General features: G+C 32.9%; 16 protein-coding genes. 10 read left to right on the top strand and 6 right to left on the bottom strand.

Annotation, left to right across the window (positions count from 1 at the left end):
- Positions 1 to 37: 37 nt before the first annotated feature.
- Positions 38 to 1,129: an acyl-CoA reductase gene (locus H0V01_05390; GenBank protein MBA2582807.1), complete on the top strand. Its 1,092-nt coding sequence runs from the start codon at positions 38 to 40 to the stop codon at positions 1,127 to 1,129.
- Positions 1,130 to 1,190: 61 nt separating this feature from the next.
- Here the strand turns inward: H0V01_05390 and H0V01_05385 are convergent, their stop codons facing one another.
- Together H0V01_05385 and H0V01_05380 are read right to left on the bottom strand one after the other, a co-directional pair.
- Positions 1,191 to 2,441 (bottom strand): metallophosphoesterase, encoded by a 1,251-nt coding sequence (locus H0V01_05385; protein MBA2582806.1) that lies wholly within the window; start codon positions 2,439 to 2,441, stop codon positions 1,191 to 1,193.
- 86 nt (positions 2,442 to 2,527) lie between these two features.
- On the bottom strand, positions 2,528 to 4,078 hold the full coding sequence (locus tag H0V01_05380) for a glycosyltransferase family 39 protein (GenBank protein ID MBA2582805.1): 1,551 nt from the start codon (positions 4,076 to 4,078) through the stop codon (positions 2,528 to 2,530).
- A 339-nt stretch (positions 4,079 to 4,417) separates the two neighbouring features.
- Here H0V01_05380 and H0V01_05375 point away from each other — a divergent pair, with 339 nt between their 5' ends.
- The gene (locus H0V01_05375; protein ID MBA2582804.1) at positions 4,418 to 6,304 is read left to right on the top strand and encodes an ABC-F family ATP-binding cassette domain-containing protein; all 1,887 of its coding nucleotides are present in this window, start codon (positions 4,418 to 4,420) and stop codon (positions 6,302 to 6,304) included.
- A gap of 46 nt (positions 6,305 to 6,350) precedes the next feature.
- Here H0V01_05375 and H0V01_05370 read toward each other — a convergent pair whose 3' ends face one another.
- Both H0V01_05370 and H0V01_05365 read right to left on the bottom strand, forming a co-directional pair.
- Positions 6,351 to 7,223, bottom strand: coding sequence for a DUF3822 family protein (locus H0V01_05370; GenBank protein MBA2582803.1), 873 nt, complete (start codon positions 7,221 to 7,223; stop codon positions 6,351 to 6,353).
- Complete coding sequence (locus H0V01_05365) at positions 7,207 to 7,803, bottom strand: hypothetical protein (GenBank protein ID MBA2582802.1); 597 nt, start codon at positions 7,801 to 7,803, stop codon at positions 7,207 to 7,209. Before H0V01_05365 ends, H0V01_05370 begins: the two co-directional genes overlap by 17 nt.
- Before the next feature lie 141 nt (positions 7,804 to 7,944).
- Between H0V01_05365 and H0V01_05360 the strand changes: the two genes are divergently transcribed.
- The 3 genes from H0V01_05360 (at position 7,945) to H0V01_05350 (ending at position 10,398) form a co-directional block, all read left to right on the top strand.
- On the top strand, positions 7,945 to 9,384 hold the full coding sequence (locus tag H0V01_05360) for an AAA family ATPase (protein ID MBA2582801.1): 1,440 nt from the start codon (positions 7,945 to 7,947) through the stop codon (positions 9,382 to 9,384).
- A gap of 4 nt (positions 9,385 to 9,388) precedes the next feature.
- Positions 9,389 to 9,943 carry a lysophospholipid acyltransferase family protein gene (locus H0V01_05355; protein MBA2582800.1) on the top strand — a complete coding sequence of 185 codons (555 nt, stop codon included), beginning with the start codon at positions 9,389 to 9,391 and terminating at the stop codon, positions 9,941 to 9,943.
- Positions 9,944 to 10,035: 92 nt separating this feature from the next.
- Complete coding sequence (locus tag H0V01_05350) at positions 10,036 to 10,398, top strand: Rieske (2Fe-2S) protein (protein ID MBA2582799.1); 363 nt, start codon at positions 10,036 to 10,038, stop codon at positions 10,396 to 10,398.
- A 68-nt stretch (positions 10,399 to 10,466) separates the two neighbouring features.
- Here the strand turns inward: H0V01_05350 and H0V01_05345 are convergent, their stop codons facing one another.
- Positions 10,467 to 10,658, bottom strand: coding sequence for a cold shock domain-containing protein (locus H0V01_05345; GenBank protein ID MBA2582798.1), 192 nt, complete (start codon positions 10,656 to 10,658; stop codon positions 10,467 to 10,469).
- A gap of 105 nt (positions 10,659 to 10,763) precedes the next feature.
- Between H0V01_05345 and ade the strand changes: the two genes are divergently transcribed.
- Both ade and H0V01_05335 read left to right on the top strand, forming a co-directional pair.
- A complete protein-coding gene (gene ade / locus H0V01_05340; protein ID MBA2582797.1) occupies positions 10,764 to 12,416 on the top strand; it encodes an adenine deaminase in 1,653 nt (550 codons plus the stop codon).
- A 250-nt stretch (positions 12,417 to 12,666) separates the two neighbouring features.
- Positions 12,667 to 13,302, top strand: coding sequence for a DUF3365 domain-containing protein (locus H0V01_05335; protein MBA2582796.1), 636 nt, complete (start codon positions 12,667 to 12,669; stop codon positions 13,300 to 13,302).
- Here the strand turns inward: H0V01_05335 and H0V01_05330 are convergent.
- Positions 13,292 to 13,867, bottom strand: a complete 576-nt coding sequence (locus H0V01_05330) for a hypothetical protein (GenBank protein ID MBA2582795.1) — start codon at positions 13,865 to 13,867, stop codon at positions 13,292 to 13,294. The two genes, H0V01_05335 and H0V01_05330, sit on opposite strands and share 11 nt — an antisense overlap.
- Before the next feature lie 929 nt (positions 13,868 to 14,796).
- Between H0V01_05330 and H0V01_05325 the strand changes: the two genes are divergently transcribed.
- The 3 genes from H0V01_05325 to H0V01_05315 all read left to right on the top strand — a co-directional run bounded on the left by H0V01_05325 (position 14,797) and on the right by H0V01_05315 (position 17,828).
- Complete coding sequence (locus tag H0V01_05325; GenBank protein MBA2582794.1) at positions 14,797 to 15,849, top strand: AAA family ATPase; 1,053 nt, start codon at positions 14,797 to 14,799, stop codon at positions 15,847 to 15,849.
- A gap of 68 nt (positions 15,850 to 15,917) precedes the next feature.
- The gene (locus H0V01_05320; protein MBA2582793.1) at positions 15,918 to 16,793 is read left to right on the top strand and encodes a DUF58 domain-containing protein; all 876 of its coding nucleotides are present in this window, start codon (positions 15,918 to 15,920) and stop codon (positions 16,791 to 16,793) included.
- A gap of 63 nt (positions 16,794 to 16,856) precedes the next feature.
- Positions 16,857 to 17,828 carry a hypothetical protein gene (locus tag H0V01_05315; protein ID MBA2582792.1) on the top strand — a complete coding sequence of 324 codons (972 nt, stop codon included), beginning with the start codon at positions 16,857 to 16,859 and terminating at the stop codon, positions 17,826 to 17,828.
- Positions 17,829 to 17,830: the final 2 nt, after the last annotated feature.

Raw genomic sequence — 17,830 nt, 5'->3', positions numbered from 1 at the left:
TGCAAATATACAAATTGTATTTTATCTTGAATTAGAAATGAATTTAATAGTAAATATAAAAGCATTTTCAAGGCTTGGAGGTTTTTTAACCCAATTTTTAGAAGAGTTTTCTTCAGAGGAATCTGCTTCGGAATATGAGTTTTTAAATGAAATGTTTAAGGAAAGATTAGAAAATGCCATACAGCAAAGCATTAATTACAATGGCTGGTTTACACAAGACAATGTAAAATACGCACTAACATCCATTGCCAATAACCTTACTTATGCTAAACTTTCAGCATGGCTTTTGCCTTACACAGAATCGCTGGAGAAAAACACAGGTCCTGGAAAAATCGCTGTTGTAATGGCTGGAAACATTCCCTTGTCTGGATTCCATGATTTTATGTGCGTTTTAATTTCCGGAAACACCTTTATAGGAAAACTTTCCTCGCAAGACAAACTCCTTTTACCTCTTTTGTCTGATGTTTTAATTGAAATTGAAACTTCCTTTAAAAGCAGAATAGTGTTTACAGAAGGACGCATTACTTCTATGGATGCCGTAATTGCCACTGGGAGCAACAATACATCAAGGTATTTTGATTATTATTTTGGAAAATACCCCAATATAATCCGAAGAAACAGAAATTCGGTTGCAATTCTCACCGGGAAAGAATCAGAGCTGGATATTTTCAATTTAGGAAATGATGTTTTCAGGTATTTTGGCCTTGGATGTAGGAATGTAACAAAATTATTTGTTCCAAGAAATTATGATTTTGATGTTTTTTTTCGGGCCATTTACGATTTTCAATGGATTGCCAACAACAATAAATACATTAACAATTACCATTACAATAAGACGGTTTATTTGATGGGTAATGAAAATTTGCTCGATAATGGTTTTATGATTTTAAAAGAAGATAAAACTAAATCTTCGCCTGTAGGTGTTCTTTTTTATGAATATTACGATTCCCTGGAAGAAATAGAAAAGACACTTGAATCAGAGCTTTTGTCAGAAGTTCAATGTGTTGTTTCCAACAAAATGGCTAAACTTCCAACTGTTGAATTTGGGGCGGCACAATTACCGGGCCTTGATGATTACGCAGACGGAATAGATACAATTCAATTTTTAGCAAATCTTATTGAAAAATAGTTTTGACATTCTTGAAGCCCTAGGCCAAAAAACTTTTAAATGACAATAACAAGAATTTTTTTTATTCTGGCCATAATTCATGAACGGTGATTTCGGGTAAAATACCCACTCTTCCGGCATATCCAATAAATCCCAATCCGCGGTTAACATATAAAAATTGTTTTCCTTTTTGATAAAGTCCTGCCCATTGATCATAAACGTATTGTATAGGACTCCATTTAAAATTAGGAATTTCCACTCCAAATTGCATTCCATGGGTATGTCCGGCAAAGGTCATGTTAACATCAGGATAATCATTCACAATTTCATCATCCCAGTGAAAGGGATCATGTGAGAGCAATAATTTACAAGGTATATTTTCTGTGCCACTTAGCGCTTTCTTTAAATCACCATACCTTGGGTTTCGGGTAGTTCTTGCTATGTTTTCCACTCCTACAATGGCAATTTTTTCTCCGTTTTTTTCTACAATCCTGTTTTCATTCATTAATAGGTCCCAGCCATACGATTTTTGTTTTTTAATAAGCGTTTGGAAATTTATTTTTTTTTCTTCCTGAGAATCCCAACGCGGATAATCACCATAATCATGATTTCCTAAAACAGAAAAAACACCCATTGGAGCCTTCAATTGACTGAAAATCGAAGTAAAACGATCCGTTTCATGGGCAAAATCATTAACTAGGTCGCCAGTTATAAAAATCATATCCGCCTCTTGCTGGTTTATAATATTCACTGCTCTTTGAAGTGGTTCAGTTGAATGAAAACTACCACAATGTATGTCGGATATTTGTACAATTTTAAATCCCTTAAATTCTTTTGGTAAACCTGGCAATTTCATCCTGTTTATTCGTATTGTATATTCAAATGCTCCTTTGAACATACCATAAAACATTGAAAAAAAAGGCACTGCAGCTACAATTAAGGCAAGATTGCTTAAAAAATTAAGCCTGCTAACTCTGATTTTACTGTCCTCAACTTCTTTTTCATTTTGGGATAAACCTCTTAGGAATAATGCTGACCACGTAAAAATTCGTATTATATCGTCAACCAGAAAAATAAATGAAGCAAATATTTTAGACACAGTAACTATAAGGATAACTGAAGTAACATAAACCCGAATAAATATTGGCCAATGCTGGGAAGGAATTATAAGTGCTGTTAGCATATAAAAAGCAACAAAAAGTGTAAAACCCCAATAGCAATAGAAGATAATTCTTTTTCGTTTTTGAGGATAATTGGTAATAATGGAATTTAATCCAAAGAAAAAATAGGCATCAAAAGACAGGATGATGAAAAGGATTATAATTAAAAACATTGGCTTGTAATTCTGTAATTGAGGAAAAAGATTTCAAAAGTATTTAATTAATTTCATTTATGATAGCTGATGTTTTTCATTTTAGCTTATTTTTTTCCTATGGGTTTGTTAAGTTTAAATATAGAAATTCCTTTTGCCTCAAAAATAACTGTTCCAGTTGCTTTTCCAACAGCTAAAATATCATTTTCGCTACTGGCCAACAAAAGGTATTGAGCTCCTAATGATTTGTATGAATTAATCGTAAATTCGGTAATATCTTTAGAACTTTCAATATTCCAACCCATTTTGTCCAATAAAAGCAGTCCGCCATTTTGGCTATAATCCGGACCCACTATGTATTTAGAATTATCAGGAATATTTAAATTTTTTATGGCCAATAAATTTTCCTGTATTAAATAAGAAATAGGGGAAATTTTTTCATTTACATTATATCTGTCACTTAATTTCGATCTTGAATAGTTAATTCCAATAATTACCAGGGTTAAAAAAAGCAGTTTAATGCAAACATGCAGCATGCTTTTTTTAGAAATGTTTTGCACTGTTTTTATACCTGTTATCAGGATTAGAAGGATAAACGGAAAAAATGTTAAAAAATAGTAATCATGATCTTTAAATTGGGCATAAAAAAGCAGGAAATAAGCTAAGTTGCCCAAAAACATAATTAATGTAAACAAATGGATTTCAAAATTTATTTTTTTTAAAAACACAAGTTGCAGTAAAACTAAAGCAAATAGAAGATGAAAGGAGGATTGAGCAAAATATTTGCTATACCAATAATTGTTAATGTAATCCCAAATAATACCAATGTTTTCCACTGATAAAGACCATATTGGAAGAGCTGAAGTATTAAATGATGTGGAATTGTAAAAATCATTGTAGTAAAACATATATGCATTCCATATCAGTACAATAAATACTCCTGTAATCCCATGTTCTATGATCTTTTTAGCCTGGATTATAAATGATAAATCTTTTTTTTGAAAGAAAAAATAGTAGGAAGCAAGGATTAGTGCAGCAAGTGGATTTATAAGATAAGTTACTTTTATCAGGCTTGCTAAGGTGAAAAACAAGAATCCGATTAAAATGTGTTTCTTTTTATTTTCAAAGGTATAGTTGTAAATAAGGTACCATCCTATTAAAGTAAAACCCAGAGCAGGAGCATCAGGCAAGTAATTAAAAGAATAAAAATTAAAAACAGTAGATGTAAAAAGGAACAAAGTGATGAGCATAGCATAGGATAAATCCTTTAAGATCAAAAAAGACATTCTGAAAAAGCAATACACTCCAGCATAAACAATTATAAGGTGAATAAGTTTTAGGATAAACATTTGTTTGCCAAAAACGAAATAAAGCAAGGCTGTCAAATAATAAATTACAGGAAATTCACAGGCAGCTTTTCCATCAACATTCTTAAGGTTATACAATTGGGGTGAAAAAAAATTATATCCTTTATTATAGTATTGTGAAGCAAAGGATAAACTATCCGTTTGCCTCATATAATGCATTCCATAGGGACCTGAAAAAAATTGTGTATGAAAACCTAAAAAATAGAACAAGGCCGTAATTACAAGCAAAAAGAGCAGAACAAAGGGTAAAAGTGGCTTAGTTTTAACCGAAGCCAGTAAAATATTTAACATGCTTTTCAAAATGGTTGATTAAAGGCGCTGATAACAGTAAAAATCAGGATATAAAATTAATCTAATTTTGGCAGAAATGCAGTGAATAAATTGAATTGTGGGTCAAATTAATTATGCCTTGGGCCCACTTTAAAGAATAAATTTTCAGTTTTAATCTTCTAATTATTATTGTCATTAATTCATCAAATTTCAAATCTAAATGCCCTACTGCTTGATAAATTTGCTTTTCTTTGCGCCCTTATTCAACAATCAAAGCATAAATTGAGAGTTTTATATTGAGCAACTTATTTAATAACTAAAAGCTCCTGGCTTTTAAATATCCTACACCCAATATCCAACATGAATTATTTATCAATAGAAAACCTGTCAAAATCCTACGGAATAAGAGTTTTGTTCAAGGAAATAAGTTTTGGCATCAATAAAGGACAGCGCGTAGCACTTGTTGCCAGGAACGGTACGGGAAAATCATCCTTATTGAAAATCATTAGCGGTAAGGATACTGCAGATTCCGGGAATGTTACTTTCAGAAAAGACATTAAAACAGCTTTTCTGAACCAGGAACCAGAGCTTGATGGAACAAGAACTGTAATGCAGGAAGTTTTTGGAAACAATAATCCAGTGCTTAATGCCATCAGAGAATATGAAGAATGCCTGATTGCACAGGAAAATGGAGAAGATGACCAGGATAGGTTTCAAGCTGCTTTTGAAGGGATGGAACAGCAAAAAGCCTGGGATTATGAAACAAAAATAAAGCAAATACTCACCCAGTTAAAAATCACAAAACTTGAGCAGTTAACTTCTGAGCTTTCCGGAGGCCAGCAAAAAAGAGTAGCACTTGCCAAGGTACTTACAGAAGAACCTGATTTGCTTATTCTTGATGAGCCTACAAATCACCTGGATTTTGAAATGATAGAATGGCTTGAAAATTACCTGGTAAAACAAAACATAACTTTATTAATGGTAACTCACGACAGGTATTTCCTGGATCGTGTTTGCAATGAAATTATTGAATTGGATAACGGTATTTTATATACCTACAAAGGAAATTACTCCTATTTTATTGAGAAAAAGCAGGAGCGTGAATTCAATGAAGGACAACAAATAGACAAAGCCAAAAACCTGTATAGAAAAGAGCTGGATTGGATAAGGAAATCACCAAAAGCACGTACCACAAAATCAAAATCAAGAATAGATGCTTTTTATGATGTGGAGGAAAAGGCAAATAGCAAGAAAAAAGAAGCTGAATTAACATTGAATGTTAAAATGACACGTGTTGGTGGAAAAATTCTTGAATTGAAAAAGATTTACAAGAGTTATGATAACCTTCAAATATTGAAGGGTTTTGATTATACTTTTAAAACTGGAGAAAGAATAGGGATAGTAGGGAAAAACGGAACAGGAAAATCAACCTTTTTAAATATCATAACCGGCAAAGAACCGGTGGATTCTGGAAAAGTGGCCGTAGGTGATACTATTGTTTACGGATATTATTCTCAGGAAGGGCTTAAATTAAATGAAGATAAACGCGTAATTGATGTGGTAAAAGATATTGCAGAGGTTATTCCTTTAGGAGATGGCAGCAAACTTAGCGCTTCTCAATTTCTTCAGCATTTTTTGTTTTCTCCCGAAATCCAATATACTTATGTTAGTAAGCTTAGCGGAGGGGAAAAAAGAAGGTTGTATTTATTAACGGTATTGATAAAAAATCCTAATTTCCTGATTCTGGATGAACCTACCAATGATTTGGATATTCTAACACTTAATGTATTGGAAGATTTTCTGCTGAGCTTTAAAGGATGCCTTATCATTGTTTCTCACGATAGGTATTTTATGGATAAACTTGCTGATCACCTTTTTGTTTTTGAAGGAGAAGGAGTAATCAAGGATTTTACAGGAAATTACAGCGAATACAGAGAATGGCTAATTGATCGGGAAAAAGATGAAAAAGCGAAAGCAAAACAAATAGCGATTAAACCGTCTGCGGTAATTGTTGAAAAGGCTGTTGAAAAAAAGGTGTCTTTTAAGGATAAAAAAGCCTATGATGATCTGGAAATCGAAATAGCAAAACTCGAGAATCAAAAAAAAGAATTGGAAATGCTTTTAAATTCAGGAACATTGAACCAGGATGTGTTGCAGGAAAAAGCTTTACAGTTGGGAGACTTGATTCAAACTCTTGAAGAAAAATCATTGCGTTGGCTGGAACTGGCTGATTTAATAGGAGAATAATTGAAGTTCCCTTAATTTAAATCAATTTATTAAGTCCATAGTTTAATTATGCTGAATAATGGTTTAATAAGTTGTAATAAAAATGTTCGGGAATTTCATCGAACTTATAAGAATGGTGAGAAGCATTATTGCGGCCAATCAAACTGACATTGCGGAGGTATTTGTATAGATCAGTATACTTATCAGAACTCTTTTCAATATCCCCTGATACCACAAGTTTTATTTTTTCAGGATTCAATTTAAACTGTTCACAGGCAAAAAGAAGGTAGTAAATAAAATCCTCCTTTGAATGCACGTGGAATGAGTTGCAACAAATTAATTTGTTTCCTTCAATTAATACAAAATCAAAAGATGAAACATGCACATTCACAAACAACTGTTTTTCATTGCTGTTTTTGGTGCTTTTTATAAAACTTTCAATTAAAGCTGAAGTATGATGAGTAATTTTATTTGCTCCAAAATAGTTGAATATTAATTTTTCAACAACATTTGGAATAACAAAAACATTATGCGCTTCAATGCTTTTTAAAATATCATTGCCAAAAGACTGATTTTGCTCAAAATCTGCATTGAATTTCAGGTAATCCTTCTGGTTGTTATTATCAAAAAGAGGAGCAGGAATAATAGTGAATTGATTGTGTTCTAATAGAACTGAAACAGATTTATACTTGCTTTTAAGCATTTCATCTGTTTTAATAGTGTTTTCAATAGCATTAGCCAGTTGAGTCCAATTGAATATTTTATCGTACTGGTAAGATTTAAGAATAAGAAACTTATTGTTTTTTAGATCAAGAATACAATAAGAAAATTCATTTAACCCAATTTGAATGGACAAATGGTACAACAATGTGGATGAGGCATTATAGGCTTCGTCAACAATGTTATGAATGGTCTTTGTATGATTATTCCCAGTTTCCACTTGTAGAAGGTTCTGTCATTGAACCAACTCTTAAACCTTCATGAACTTTCACATTTTGTTTTTTGGTTTCAAGCCCGGTATAAATTTTCTTATAAGTTGCAAAGACTTCAAATACCTTAACTTTTACCTTGTTTTTTTCAATTTCACCTGCATCAAGGTCAAATTTTTCACCATTGCTGAAAGGAACATAAGAAATAGAATCGAGGTAAAAAGGTCTTAAACGATTTAGCATCCTGGTTTGTGAAAACAAGGTGTCAATAATGTTTATATAGGTAGTATCGCGTATTACCTGGCCTGAAGCAACTGCTATTGAATCTTCTGCATCACCTATTTGCATGATAATGGGCATCTTATCATATTTCACAAAAGATATTAGGGAATCAAAATTATTGGTGTATTCTCCTTTTTGGTTTTTGTATGCAAGTTGTGCAGTACGAATATCCTTTAATCTTTCCTCAACCACTTTATTTCTTCTGGTTGTTTCTTTTTCAAATTTAATTCTGCTGTTTATACTGTCATAAACAAAATAACCTAATACAAGAATTGACAGTGAAAGTGCAATTGAAATTCCAAGTTTCATAAGAGTTTAATTTTTTATAAGTTGCAAATCTACAATTTTTTTAAACCAAAAATGTTATTCAATTTCAATAAAACTTGAAGTTTTATGGACAAATATATTGATAAATCCTTGTTACCTTTGAAACCAATTGATTTTAAAGTAATGACAACGCCTTCAATTAATGCTTTATTGTTAAAACAATTTAATTATGAGCCCACTCCAGGACAGGAGCAGGTGATTAATCAATTAGGGGAGTTTATTAAATCCACCGAATCAAATTTATTGTTTATTCTAAAAGGATATGCAGGAACTGGTAAAACCACTTTAGTCAGTGCTTTGGTTAAAACCCTTCCAGCTTTTAAAATAACACCTATTTTACTTGCTCCAACTGGAAGAGCTGCAAAAGTACTGGGAAATTATTCTAATCGTCAGGCTTTAACCATCCATAAAAAAATATATAAAAGAAAGGGTGAAGCTGATAATACAGGAGTTTTTCAATGTATGCCTAATTTACATTCCAATGCTTGTTTTATAGTGGATGAAGCATCAATGATAGCAGATAATTCCACAGCTGAAAGCAATTATTCCTCTGCCAGGAGCTTATTGGAAGATTTGCTGGCTTATGTTAGAGAAGGGGTAAACTGTAAAATTATTTTCATTGGCGATGCTGCACAACTACCTCCCGTTGGTTCTGATTTAAGTCCTGCATTGGATGGAGAATATCTGGCAAAAAACTTTCTGGTAAATATTTTCCAGGGAGAATTAAAACAAGTTGTAAGGCAAAAGCAAGAATCAGGAATTCTTCAAAATGCCACCCTTTTGAGAACTATTTTGCAAAATGATAAAATTCTTACCCCGGTGTTTGAAATGGAGGGATTTAAGGATATTGTCAGGATTTCCGGTGGTGAATTAGAGGACGCAATAAATGATGCCTATGGGAAATGGGGTAGGGAAGACACCATGATTATTTGCCGTTCAAATAAGCGTGCTAACATTTACAATCAGCAAATAAGGGCTAGAATTCTTTGGAATGAAGAAGAAATTTCCGCTGGAGACCTGATGATGGTTGTGAAAAATAATTACTTTTGGCTACCAGATACTTCAAAAGCTGGTTTTGTGGCAAATGGCGACATTGTGGAAATATTAAAAGTAAAAGCAAGAAAGGAAGCATATGGATTTAGTTTTGCCGATGTGGTATTACGTATGGCTGATTATCCTGAAGAAGCTGAGTTTGAAGCAAAACTTCTGTTAAATACCATTTCTTCAGAATCGCCTTCATTGAATAGCTCGGAGAATAAACAACTCTATGAAAAGGTAATGGAGGATTATATGCATATTACCAACAAAAGAGAAAGATTTTTAAAATTAAAAAAAGACCCTTTTTTCAACGCTTTGCAAGTTAAGTTTGCTTATGCCATAACCTGTCATAAATCACAAGGCGGGCAATGGCCCTGTGTATTTGTTGAACAAGGCTATCTTACAAAGGATATGATTAACAGGGAATATATCAGATGGCTTTATACTGCCGTATCACGTGCTTCAGAAAAACTTTATCTGGTTAATTTCACCAACGATTTTTTCACCGAAACACTCCAAGAATAGGATTATGCGAAAATTATTTAACTGGATATTCCGGAAACACGGCTGGAAAATTCAGGGAGGACTTCCCTTAGGAACCAAAAAATGTGTGTTATTAGCAGCTCCTCATACAAGCAATTGGGATTTTGTTTATGGCATTGGCGCCTTAGAAGAATTTAACCTGGATGTTAAATATTTGGCAAAGAAAGAATTATTCAGGTTTCCTTTTAAAGGAATGTTTGAAAGCCTTGGAGGAGTTCCGGTAGATCGATCAAAAAGCAACAGTATGGTGGATGCCATGATAGAATTAATTAATAGCAAAGATGAGATAATTGTAATGATACCACCAGAGGGAACAAGAAGCAGGGTTGATAAATGGAAAAGTGGCTTTTACCATGTTGCTTTGGGGGCACAAGTGCCTATTGTTCTTGGCTATCTTGATTATAAAAACAAAGTGGCTGGAATTGGCCCAGCTTTAATGCCTTCAGGTGATAAAGAAAAGGATTATAAAGTAATTTGTGATTTTTACAAAAAAACAACTGCAAAATGGCCTGAGAATTTTAATTGTGAAAATGTGTTTTAAATTCCAACCCATGTTATACTGAATGGGGAAGTTTTGAAATTACAATGTGAAAGCTATAATTTGCATCCTTATTCTTTTATCTGCTTCAAAAAATGATATTCAGGAAGAAAATAATTTGGTATAAAGTTTTTGATGCTGATTTTTTAAAGTTAAATGAACCTGAATTAAAAATTCCCATTGCTGTACACGTAGCTAACAAAAGCATTTGTCTTATTAAATTAGAAACTGGTTATTTTGCGGTAAACGATATTTGCCCACACCAGGGTGCATCTTTGAGTTCAGGACATTGTTCAGGAGAAAATATAGTTTGTCCCTGGCATAAGTTAGAATTTAATTTGGTATCAGGCAGACAAGCCGGAGGGGGAGGTGATTATGTACGTGCTTATCCTGTTGAATTAAGAGCAGATGGACTTTACATTGGAATAGAAAAAACTGTTTTTTCTTTGTTCGAATAAATAAAAAACAAACCAACTTTTTGAGCTGGTTTGTTTTACATTAAGGATAAAAAGACTAATTTTTAGGTTTAAACCCTTTTAACATTAATCGCGTTAACACCCTTTTTTCCCTCTGTAATATCAAAAGATACTTCATCATTTTGACGAATTTCATCTAAAAGTCCTGAAGCGTGCACAAATATTTCCTCATTTGTATCATCTGCTACAATAAATCCAAATCCTTTAGTTTCATTGTAAAATTTTACTTTTCCTGTTGCCATTGTAAAAAAAATTAATTAATAATAAGTAACAAAGTTATCGGAAAATATTAATAATGCAAATAGGCCTTTTTTTTTCTTAATTTTAGATTCAAAAGCATTAAAGCTATGGATAAAATTTTTTCAATAAGTGGAAACATTGTAGACGTTGTGAACAGGAAGATTTTTCCTGGTAAAATTACAGTGAACAATGGGAAAATAAAAGAAATTGAAAAACTTAACCAACCGCAAACAGGTTACATTTTACCTGGCTTTGTTGATTCTCATATACACATTGAAAGTTCAATGCTTGTGCCAGCAGAGTTTGCCAGAATTGCAGTTATTCATGGTACAGTAGCAACTGTTTCCGACCCGCATGAAATAGGAAATGTAATGGGAGTAAAAGGTGTGGAATACATGATTGAAAGTGCTGCCAGTGTTCCATTTAAATTTAATTTCGGAGCCCCCTCATGCGTTCCTGCTACTGAATACGAAACTGCAGGTGAGGTCATTTCTGTTCAGGACATAAAGTATCTTTTGGAAAAAGATGAGATTAAATATTTAGCAGAGGTTATGAATTATCCTGCGGTAATTAATGGAGATGAACAAATGCTTGCCAAAATCAGTGCTGCTTTAGATAAAAATAAGCTAGTTGATGGACATGCACCTGGTTTAAGTGGTGAAAATCTGAAAAAATATGTGGCAGCAGGAATTTCAACCGATCATGAGAGTTTTACCTATGAAGAAGGGTTGGAGAAATTGAATTTAGGTATGAAATTGTTAATTCGGGAGGGCTCAGCGGCAAGAAATTTTGATGCACTTTCTCCATTGATTGAAAAATATTATGAAAAAATAATGTTTTGCAGTGATGACAAGCATCCCGATGAATTAATTAAAGGGCATATCAATGAACTTGTTAAAAAAGCCTTTGGTCTTGGATTTGATAAATTGAATGTATTGTTATGTGCCTGTGTAAACCCTGTAAAACATTATAATCTTGATGTTGGCCTTTTGCAAAAAAATGATGATGCTGATTTTATACTAGTTGATAATCTTGAGGAATTAAGCAATATAAGAACTTATATAAAAGGGGAGCTTCTGGCTGAAAATGGAAACTCATTCATTCCTCACATTCAAGCAAACCCTATAAATAACTTTAATGTCAAAAAAAAGAAGCCAACAGATTATTCCATTGATTCCCAAGATGGTAAAATAAGGGTAATAAAGGCAGTAGATGGACAGCTAGTTACTGAAAGTATTTATACTTCTGTAAAAACAATAAAAGGCAAGGCAATATCTGATACGAAAAACGATATCTTAAAAATATGCGTGGTGAACAGGTATATGGATAGCCCGGTTAGTATTGCTTTTATAAATGGTTTTGGATTTAAAATGGGAGCTATAGCCTCATCAGTTGCTCATGATAGTCATAATATTGTTGTAGTTGGTACTGACGATAAGAGCATTTGTAGAGCGGTTGATTTAATAATCCATGAAAAAGGAGGAATCTCTCTTGTTTCAGGACTTACTGAAAGGATACTTCCTTTGCCCATAGCTGGGATTATGAGCAATGCCCCTTATTTAACTGTAGCAGCAAATTATTCGGAAATTGATAAATTGGCAAAAGAAATGGGAAGTGTATTAAAAGCTCCCTTTATGACTTTATCCTTTATGGCTCTGCTTGTTATTCCTGAATTGAAATTAAGTGATAAAGGCTTATTTGATGGAAGTAAATTTCAATTTGCCGATCTTTTTGAAAAAATAAAGGAAGCCAAAGTTTAATCTTACCGGTTGAAAACCAGGCAGCAAAATTTATTATTTGCTGAAAATTAAAGAGTATTTCGGCTATAATTCTAAAAGTATCCTGCCACTGGCCCAGCACTTTTTTCCAAATTAGCGTTTTTATCTAAGTTAGAAATTGTTTGCTCGTAAGCCTCTGAAAACAATAAAGTAGAGCAGTGAAAGAAATTGATCCTATTTCCCATAAAACAGTAAAACTTATTGCGTATATTTAGTATAAAATTTAAAAATAATGGTAAGGTTGTTTAGCATTTTATCAATCCTTTCAATAACGGTAAGCAGTTGTTTATTAGACCATAGGGAGCGAAGTGCCGTTTTGGCAGCCGAAGAGGAATCAATAAATAATTACAGAAGATTAGGAGATTCCATTACACTTGTTATCCAGGCAAATTTATTGAAAAACATAAATTCTGCCATTGAAGAAAAGGGAGAAGCATATGCCATTCAATTCTGCAACTTAAAAATAATAGAACTTACCCATTCACTTTCTCAAAAATATTCCTGTATGATAAGGCGTGTTTCACTAAAAAACAGGAACCGTGAAAATGAGCCTTTCAATGATTTTGAAAAAGAACAATTGGAAAAGTATACTGCTGGTAATATTAAAGGAGAACCATTAATGGATGAGCTTCAAAAAAGAGAAGATGCAGTCTATTATTATAAACCAATATTTGTTGCAAATAATACTTGCCTGAAATGCCACGGAGAAAGTGGAAAGGAAATTGATTTGGCTACTGAAATAAAATTGTATAAGTATTATCCACTAGATAAGGCCACAGGCTATAAAATTGGGGATTTACGCGGAATGTGGAGCCTGAAGTTTAAAAAGCATGAAAATACAGAAGAAAGAAAGAAAACTACCAAATAATTTGCACTAGAATAAAAAGGACAACGGCTGCAACACCAAAGAAAACCCAAAGAATGTTAGAAAAAAGAAGCAATACTATGGAAGCAAAAATAAACATGAATGAAGTTAATTCTAATATATCCATTATAGAAGCATTCTTTTCTTTTGGTTTTTGAAGAAAATCAAGAGCAGGACTTGAATCTGTATGGATATACATGTTTATTGCCTGAGACTTTTTTTTCTCTTTTATATGAATATTTTCAGTGGAACTATGCAGATTTTTAAAAACAGTTTCTGAATTTAAGCAAGCAACCAACTCCAGGCCTTTCTTGTATCCCATTAAAGGCTCCTTAGTTTTTATTGCCTGAAGGTCTAACAGTGTTTTTTCTGTTTCTGCATTTGCTTTTTGCTTGATTTTTTCTTTTGCTGTTTCTTCACTTCCAGCCTCTGTGTTACATAAAGTAACATTATTGGCATTATAAGACCCAAAAAAGTATTTTCTTTGAGTGAATATCGGGCTTGAACAGGAATAAATAAATGTAGAAAAAGCAAAAAACAATAAAAAACGATGGAAATTTAAATACATGAAGCTATAAAATTTTCATTAAATGTACGGCAAATAATAATTGATTGGAATTTTTTTGACAGTAAATTTTCATATGTATATAATTTGTTTTTTTAAGGTCATCCCGATTTATCGGGATAGCCATGTTATATTCATTAGCGTTTGTGAACGGTTCGTGCATGGCTATTTCATATGTAGATAATTTATTCGTTTTTAATTTTTCCTTTCTTTAAGGAACTCAAGAATGCTAAAGCATTTGTTTTTTTAGTTGTCATCCCGATTTATCGGGACGCCAGGTTATATTCATTAGTGTTTGCGCACGTTTGGTGCATGGCTATTTCATATGTATATAATTTGTTTTTTAATAGTCATCCCGATTTATCGGGATAGCCATGTTATATTCATTAGCGTTTGTGAACGGTTCGTGCATGGCTATTTCATAGGTATATAAATCGTGTTTCAATTGTAATTCCGAATAATCTGGATAGTCATGTTATATATATATGGGTTTGTATATGATTATTTCATTTGTAGATATTTTGTTATTTTAATTGTCAAATGGTAAAGTCATGTTTTATATATTTTATATTGAGCATGACTATTCAAAGGTAGAACTGCATAGAAACAGTATAATTTTTATCAATTCTATGTCAACATAAAGAAAAAAATCATTAATGTCCGGTAAAATAGGAAAGATTCCTCACTACACTGCGTTCATTCGAAATGACATTGAAAGTGAGGAATATGTTTTGAAATGCCTGTCATTCCAAGCGTAGCGAGGAATCTAAAAAACTTTTACCGGACATCAGAAGAAAAAACTGAAAAAAAATCATTTTTTTCTTCTGATAATTAAAGATATTTTTGCCAAAATGTCATTTTCTTATTTTTTTTACGTTATTAGAATCTGACGGCACAAAAATTGTAAAAATGCTCCCTAAAAAAATTAATTTATGACCGAATCTTCAGAAATAAGTAACCAACAAGAAATAATTGTTAATAATTCCAATTCTGCTACAACAGATATAAGGGAATTAAATGAGAAAATAAAGCATGAAAGTGCATTTGTGGATCTTGTTACTATGGAAATGGACAAGGTGATCGTTGGCCAGAAATATATGGTTGAAAGAATGCTTATAGGATTGCTTTCTAATGGGCATATATTATTGGAAGGTGTTCCTGGTTTAGCCAAAACTCTTGCAATTAATACCTTATCATCAATTATCCAGGCTGATTTTTCCAGAATACAATTCACTCCGGATCTTTTACCTGCGGATGTAATTGGAACAATGATTTACAATCAAAAAAACGAAGAATTTACTGTAAGAAAAGGACCTATTTTTGCCAATTTTATCCTTGCCGATGAAATTAATCGTGCTCCTGCCAAGGTACAAAGTGCTTTACTTGAAGCCATGCAGGAAAGACAGGTGACAATTAGTGACAAAACCTATAAACTTCCTGAGCCCTTCCTTGTATTGGCAACTCAAAATCCAATTGAACAGGAGGGAACTTACCCTTTGCCAGAGGCCCAGGTTGATCGTTTTATGTTAAAAGTTGTTTTGGGATATCCTAAAAAAGAAGAAGAAATAAAGATTGTTCGTGCTAATATTTCACCTGATGGAATGCCAAAGGCAAGAAAGCTTTTACATCCCGATGATATTTTAAAGGCAAGAAAAACCGTGCGTGAAGTTTATATGGATGAAAAAATTGAAAAATATATAATTGATATAGTTTTTGCAACCAGAAATCCTAAGGAATATAAACTGGATAAATTTGCTCCCTTAATTTCTTATGGCGGATCCCCAAGGGCAAGTATAAACCTTGCTCTTGCAGCTAAGGCATATGCTTTTATAAAACGCAGAGGTTATGTTATTCCCGAGGATGTGCGAGCTATCTGTCATGATGTGTTGCGTCATAGAATTGGCTTAACTTATGAGGCAGAGGCAGAAAATATTAGCTCTGAAGACATTATAACCGAGATTTTAAATACAATTGAAGTTCCATAGTTTGATGAGAATGGGATTAGATGAAGTAGAAAAATTAATTTACTAGTTCTGGTGCATTAATATTTGAGATGGAAACAACGGAGTTATTAAAAAAAGTAAGAAAAATAGAAATTAAATCCAGAGGACTCAGTAGCCAGGTTTTTTCCGGGGAATACCACAGTGCCTTTAAGGGAAGGGGAATGACCTTTAGTGAAGTTAGGGAATATCAACCAGGAGACGATATTCGAACTATCGATTGGAATGTGACTGCCCGATTAAGAACCCCTTACATTAAAGTGTTTCAGGAGGAAAGAGAACTTACTGTTATGCTCATTGTTGATGTTAGTGGCTCAAGAGAATTTGGAAGTCAGAAACAACTCAAACAGGATCTTGTAACTGAACTCTGTGCTGTACTTGCTTTTTCGGCAATTCAAAACAATGATAACATTGGTGTTGTTTTTTTTAGTGATAAAATCGAAAAATTTATTCCTCCCAAAAAGGGCAGATCTCACATTTTAAGGATAATTCGCGAACTCATAGATTTTAATCCCGAACACAAAAAGACAGATATTGCAATGGCTTTGAAATACTTTACCAATGTAATTAAAAAAAGAAGTACTGCATTTGTAATTTCTGATTTTATGGATGAAGGATTTGAAACTGCATTGAAAATTGCAAACCGTAAACATGATGTTGTAGCACTTCAAATTTATGACGAACGTGAAAGGCATCTTCCCAATGTTGGATTGATTAGACTGCAAGATGCTGAAACCGGGGAAATGATTTGGGTGGATACCTCACGCAGTGAAACAAGAAAACAATATGCAATAGCTGCTCAAATGGAAGATAATAAATTGAAGGAAATTTTCAAAAGATCAGGAGTGGATTTTACAAAACTTGGTACACATAAACCCTATATTCAACCCTTGATGAATTTATTCAAACAGCGGGAATCAGGAAGATAAGTAAAAGTAGGATAAGAGAAAAAATAAAAATACAAGTACTAACGAAAAGAATTTTTTTTAAAGTTGAAAAAGTATATAGTTTTGTTAGTAACAGCGCTCTTGCTGTTAAATAATGTTTTCGGCCAGGTTTATACTGCAACTGCAAAATTAGATACAAACAGGATTGCAATAGGGGCTCAGGCTGCCTTGCAAATAAAAGTTTTTTTACCTGCCAGTATAATTGACCAAAACGGGAAATTCGTACAATGGCCTGTTTTAACTGATAGCATAAATAAAATTGAAATTGTTGAAGTTTCAAAAATTGATACTGTTTTTTCAAAAGATCAAAAAACAGTCTCTTTAACTCAAAATTTGCAAATAACCTGCTTTGATACTGGCTTTTTTGTAATACCTCCTTTGAGATTCTTAAAAAATGGCGATAGTGCCCGTATTTTCGAAACCCAGGCATTATTGCTTGAAGTAAAATCCATTCAAATTGACACAACACAAGCAATAAAAGATATTAAACCTCCTTTGGAAGCACCCTATACCTTTAAAGAAGCCCTTCCATATATAATAGGCATAGTGTTGCTTGCAATTATCTTTGTCTTGATATACTTGTATTTCAAAAAAAGAAAGAAAAAGGAAGCAACAATAGAAAAAATCCCAGAGGTATTGCCTCACATACTGGCTCTTGAAAAGCTGGAGGAACTTAAACAGAAAAAATTATGGCAAGAGGGTAAAACAAAACTTTACCATACCCTCATTACTGAAATTATCCGAATCTATCTTGAAAACAGATACAATATTAATGCTTTGGAACAAACCTCTGAAGAAATTATTATAAGTTGCAGATCACTCGCAATAAATACCGAATCAAAAATTAAACTCGAGCAGGTTCTTGTTTTGGCAGATCTTGTAAAATTTGCAAAAACACAACCCTTGCCTTCTGAGAATGACTTAAGCCATGCTAATGCTGTTGAATTTGTTAAGTCTACAGCTATTTTGGAAGAAATAATTTTAAATAAAAGTGAGGGAGATGTTGCAAATGTTTGATC

This window comes from Bacteroidota bacterium, assembly GCA_013696965.1.
Classification (GTDB): domain Bacteria; phylum Bacteroidota; class Bacteroidia; order JACCXN01; family JACCXN01; genus JACCXN01.
The sequence above is the reverse complement of the archived record's forward strand: the minus strand, read 5'-3'. Positions and strand labels throughout refer to the sequence as shown.

What these genes read in the sequence shown, in the direction of transcription:
- H0V01_05385 (MBA2582806.1), bottom strand. Translation starts at nt 2,441, where the DNA reads ATGTTTTTAATTATAATCCTTTTCATCATCCTGTCTTTTGATGCCTAT.
- H0V01_05390 (MBA2582807.1), top strand. Translation starts at nt 38, where the DNA reads ATGAATTTAATAGTAAATATAAAAGCATTTTCAAGGCTTGGAGGTTTT.
- H0V01_05380 (MBA2582805.1), bottom strand. Translation starts at nt 4,078, where the DNA reads ATGTTAAATATTTTACTGGCTTCGGTTAAAACTAAGCCACTTTTACCC.
- H0V01_05325 (MBA2582794.1), top strand. Translation starts at nt 14,797, where the DNA reads ATGACCGAATCTTCAGAAATAAGTAACCAACAAGAAATAATTGTTAAT.
- H0V01_05375 (MBA2582804.1), top strand. Translation starts at nt 4,418, where the DNA reads ATGAATTATTTATCAATAGAAAACCTGTCAAAATCCTACGGAATAAGA.
- H0V01_05360 (MBA2582801.1), top strand. Translation starts at nt 7,945, where the DNA reads ATGACAACGCCTTCAATTAATGCTTTATTGTTAAAACAATTTAATTAT.
- H0V01_05355 (MBA2582800.1), top strand. Translation starts at nt 9,389, where the DNA reads ATGCGAAAATTATTTAACTGGATATTCCGGAAACACGGCTGGAAAATT.
- H0V01_05350 (MBA2582799.1), top strand. Translation starts at nt 10,036, where the DNA reads ATGATATTCAGGAAGAAAATAATTTGGTATAAAGTTTTTGATGCTGAT.
- H0V01_05345 (MBA2582798.1), bottom strand. Translation starts at nt 10,658, where the DNA reads ATGGCAACAGGAAAAGTAAAATTTTACAATGAAACTAAAGGATTTGGA.
- H0V01_05335 (MBA2582796.1), top strand. Translation starts at nt 12,667, where the DNA reads ATGGTAAGGTTGTTTAGCATTTTATCAATCCTTTCAATAACGGTAAGC.
- ade (MBA2582797.1), top strand. Translation starts at nt 10,764, where the DNA reads ATGGATAAAATTTTTTCAATAAGTGGAAACATTGTAGACGTTGTGAAC.
- H0V01_05365 (MBA2582802.1), bottom strand. Translation starts at nt 7,803, where the DNA reads ATGAAACTTGGAATTTCAATTGCACTTTCACTGTCAATTCTTGTATTA.
- H0V01_05320 (MBA2582793.1), top strand. Translation starts at nt 15,918, where the DNA reads ATGGAAACAACGGAGTTATTAAAAAAAGTAAGAAAAATAGAAATTAAA.
- H0V01_05330 (MBA2582795.1), bottom strand. Translation starts at nt 13,867, where the DNA reads ATGTATTTAAATTTCCATCGTTTTTTATTGTTTTTTGCTTTTTCTACA.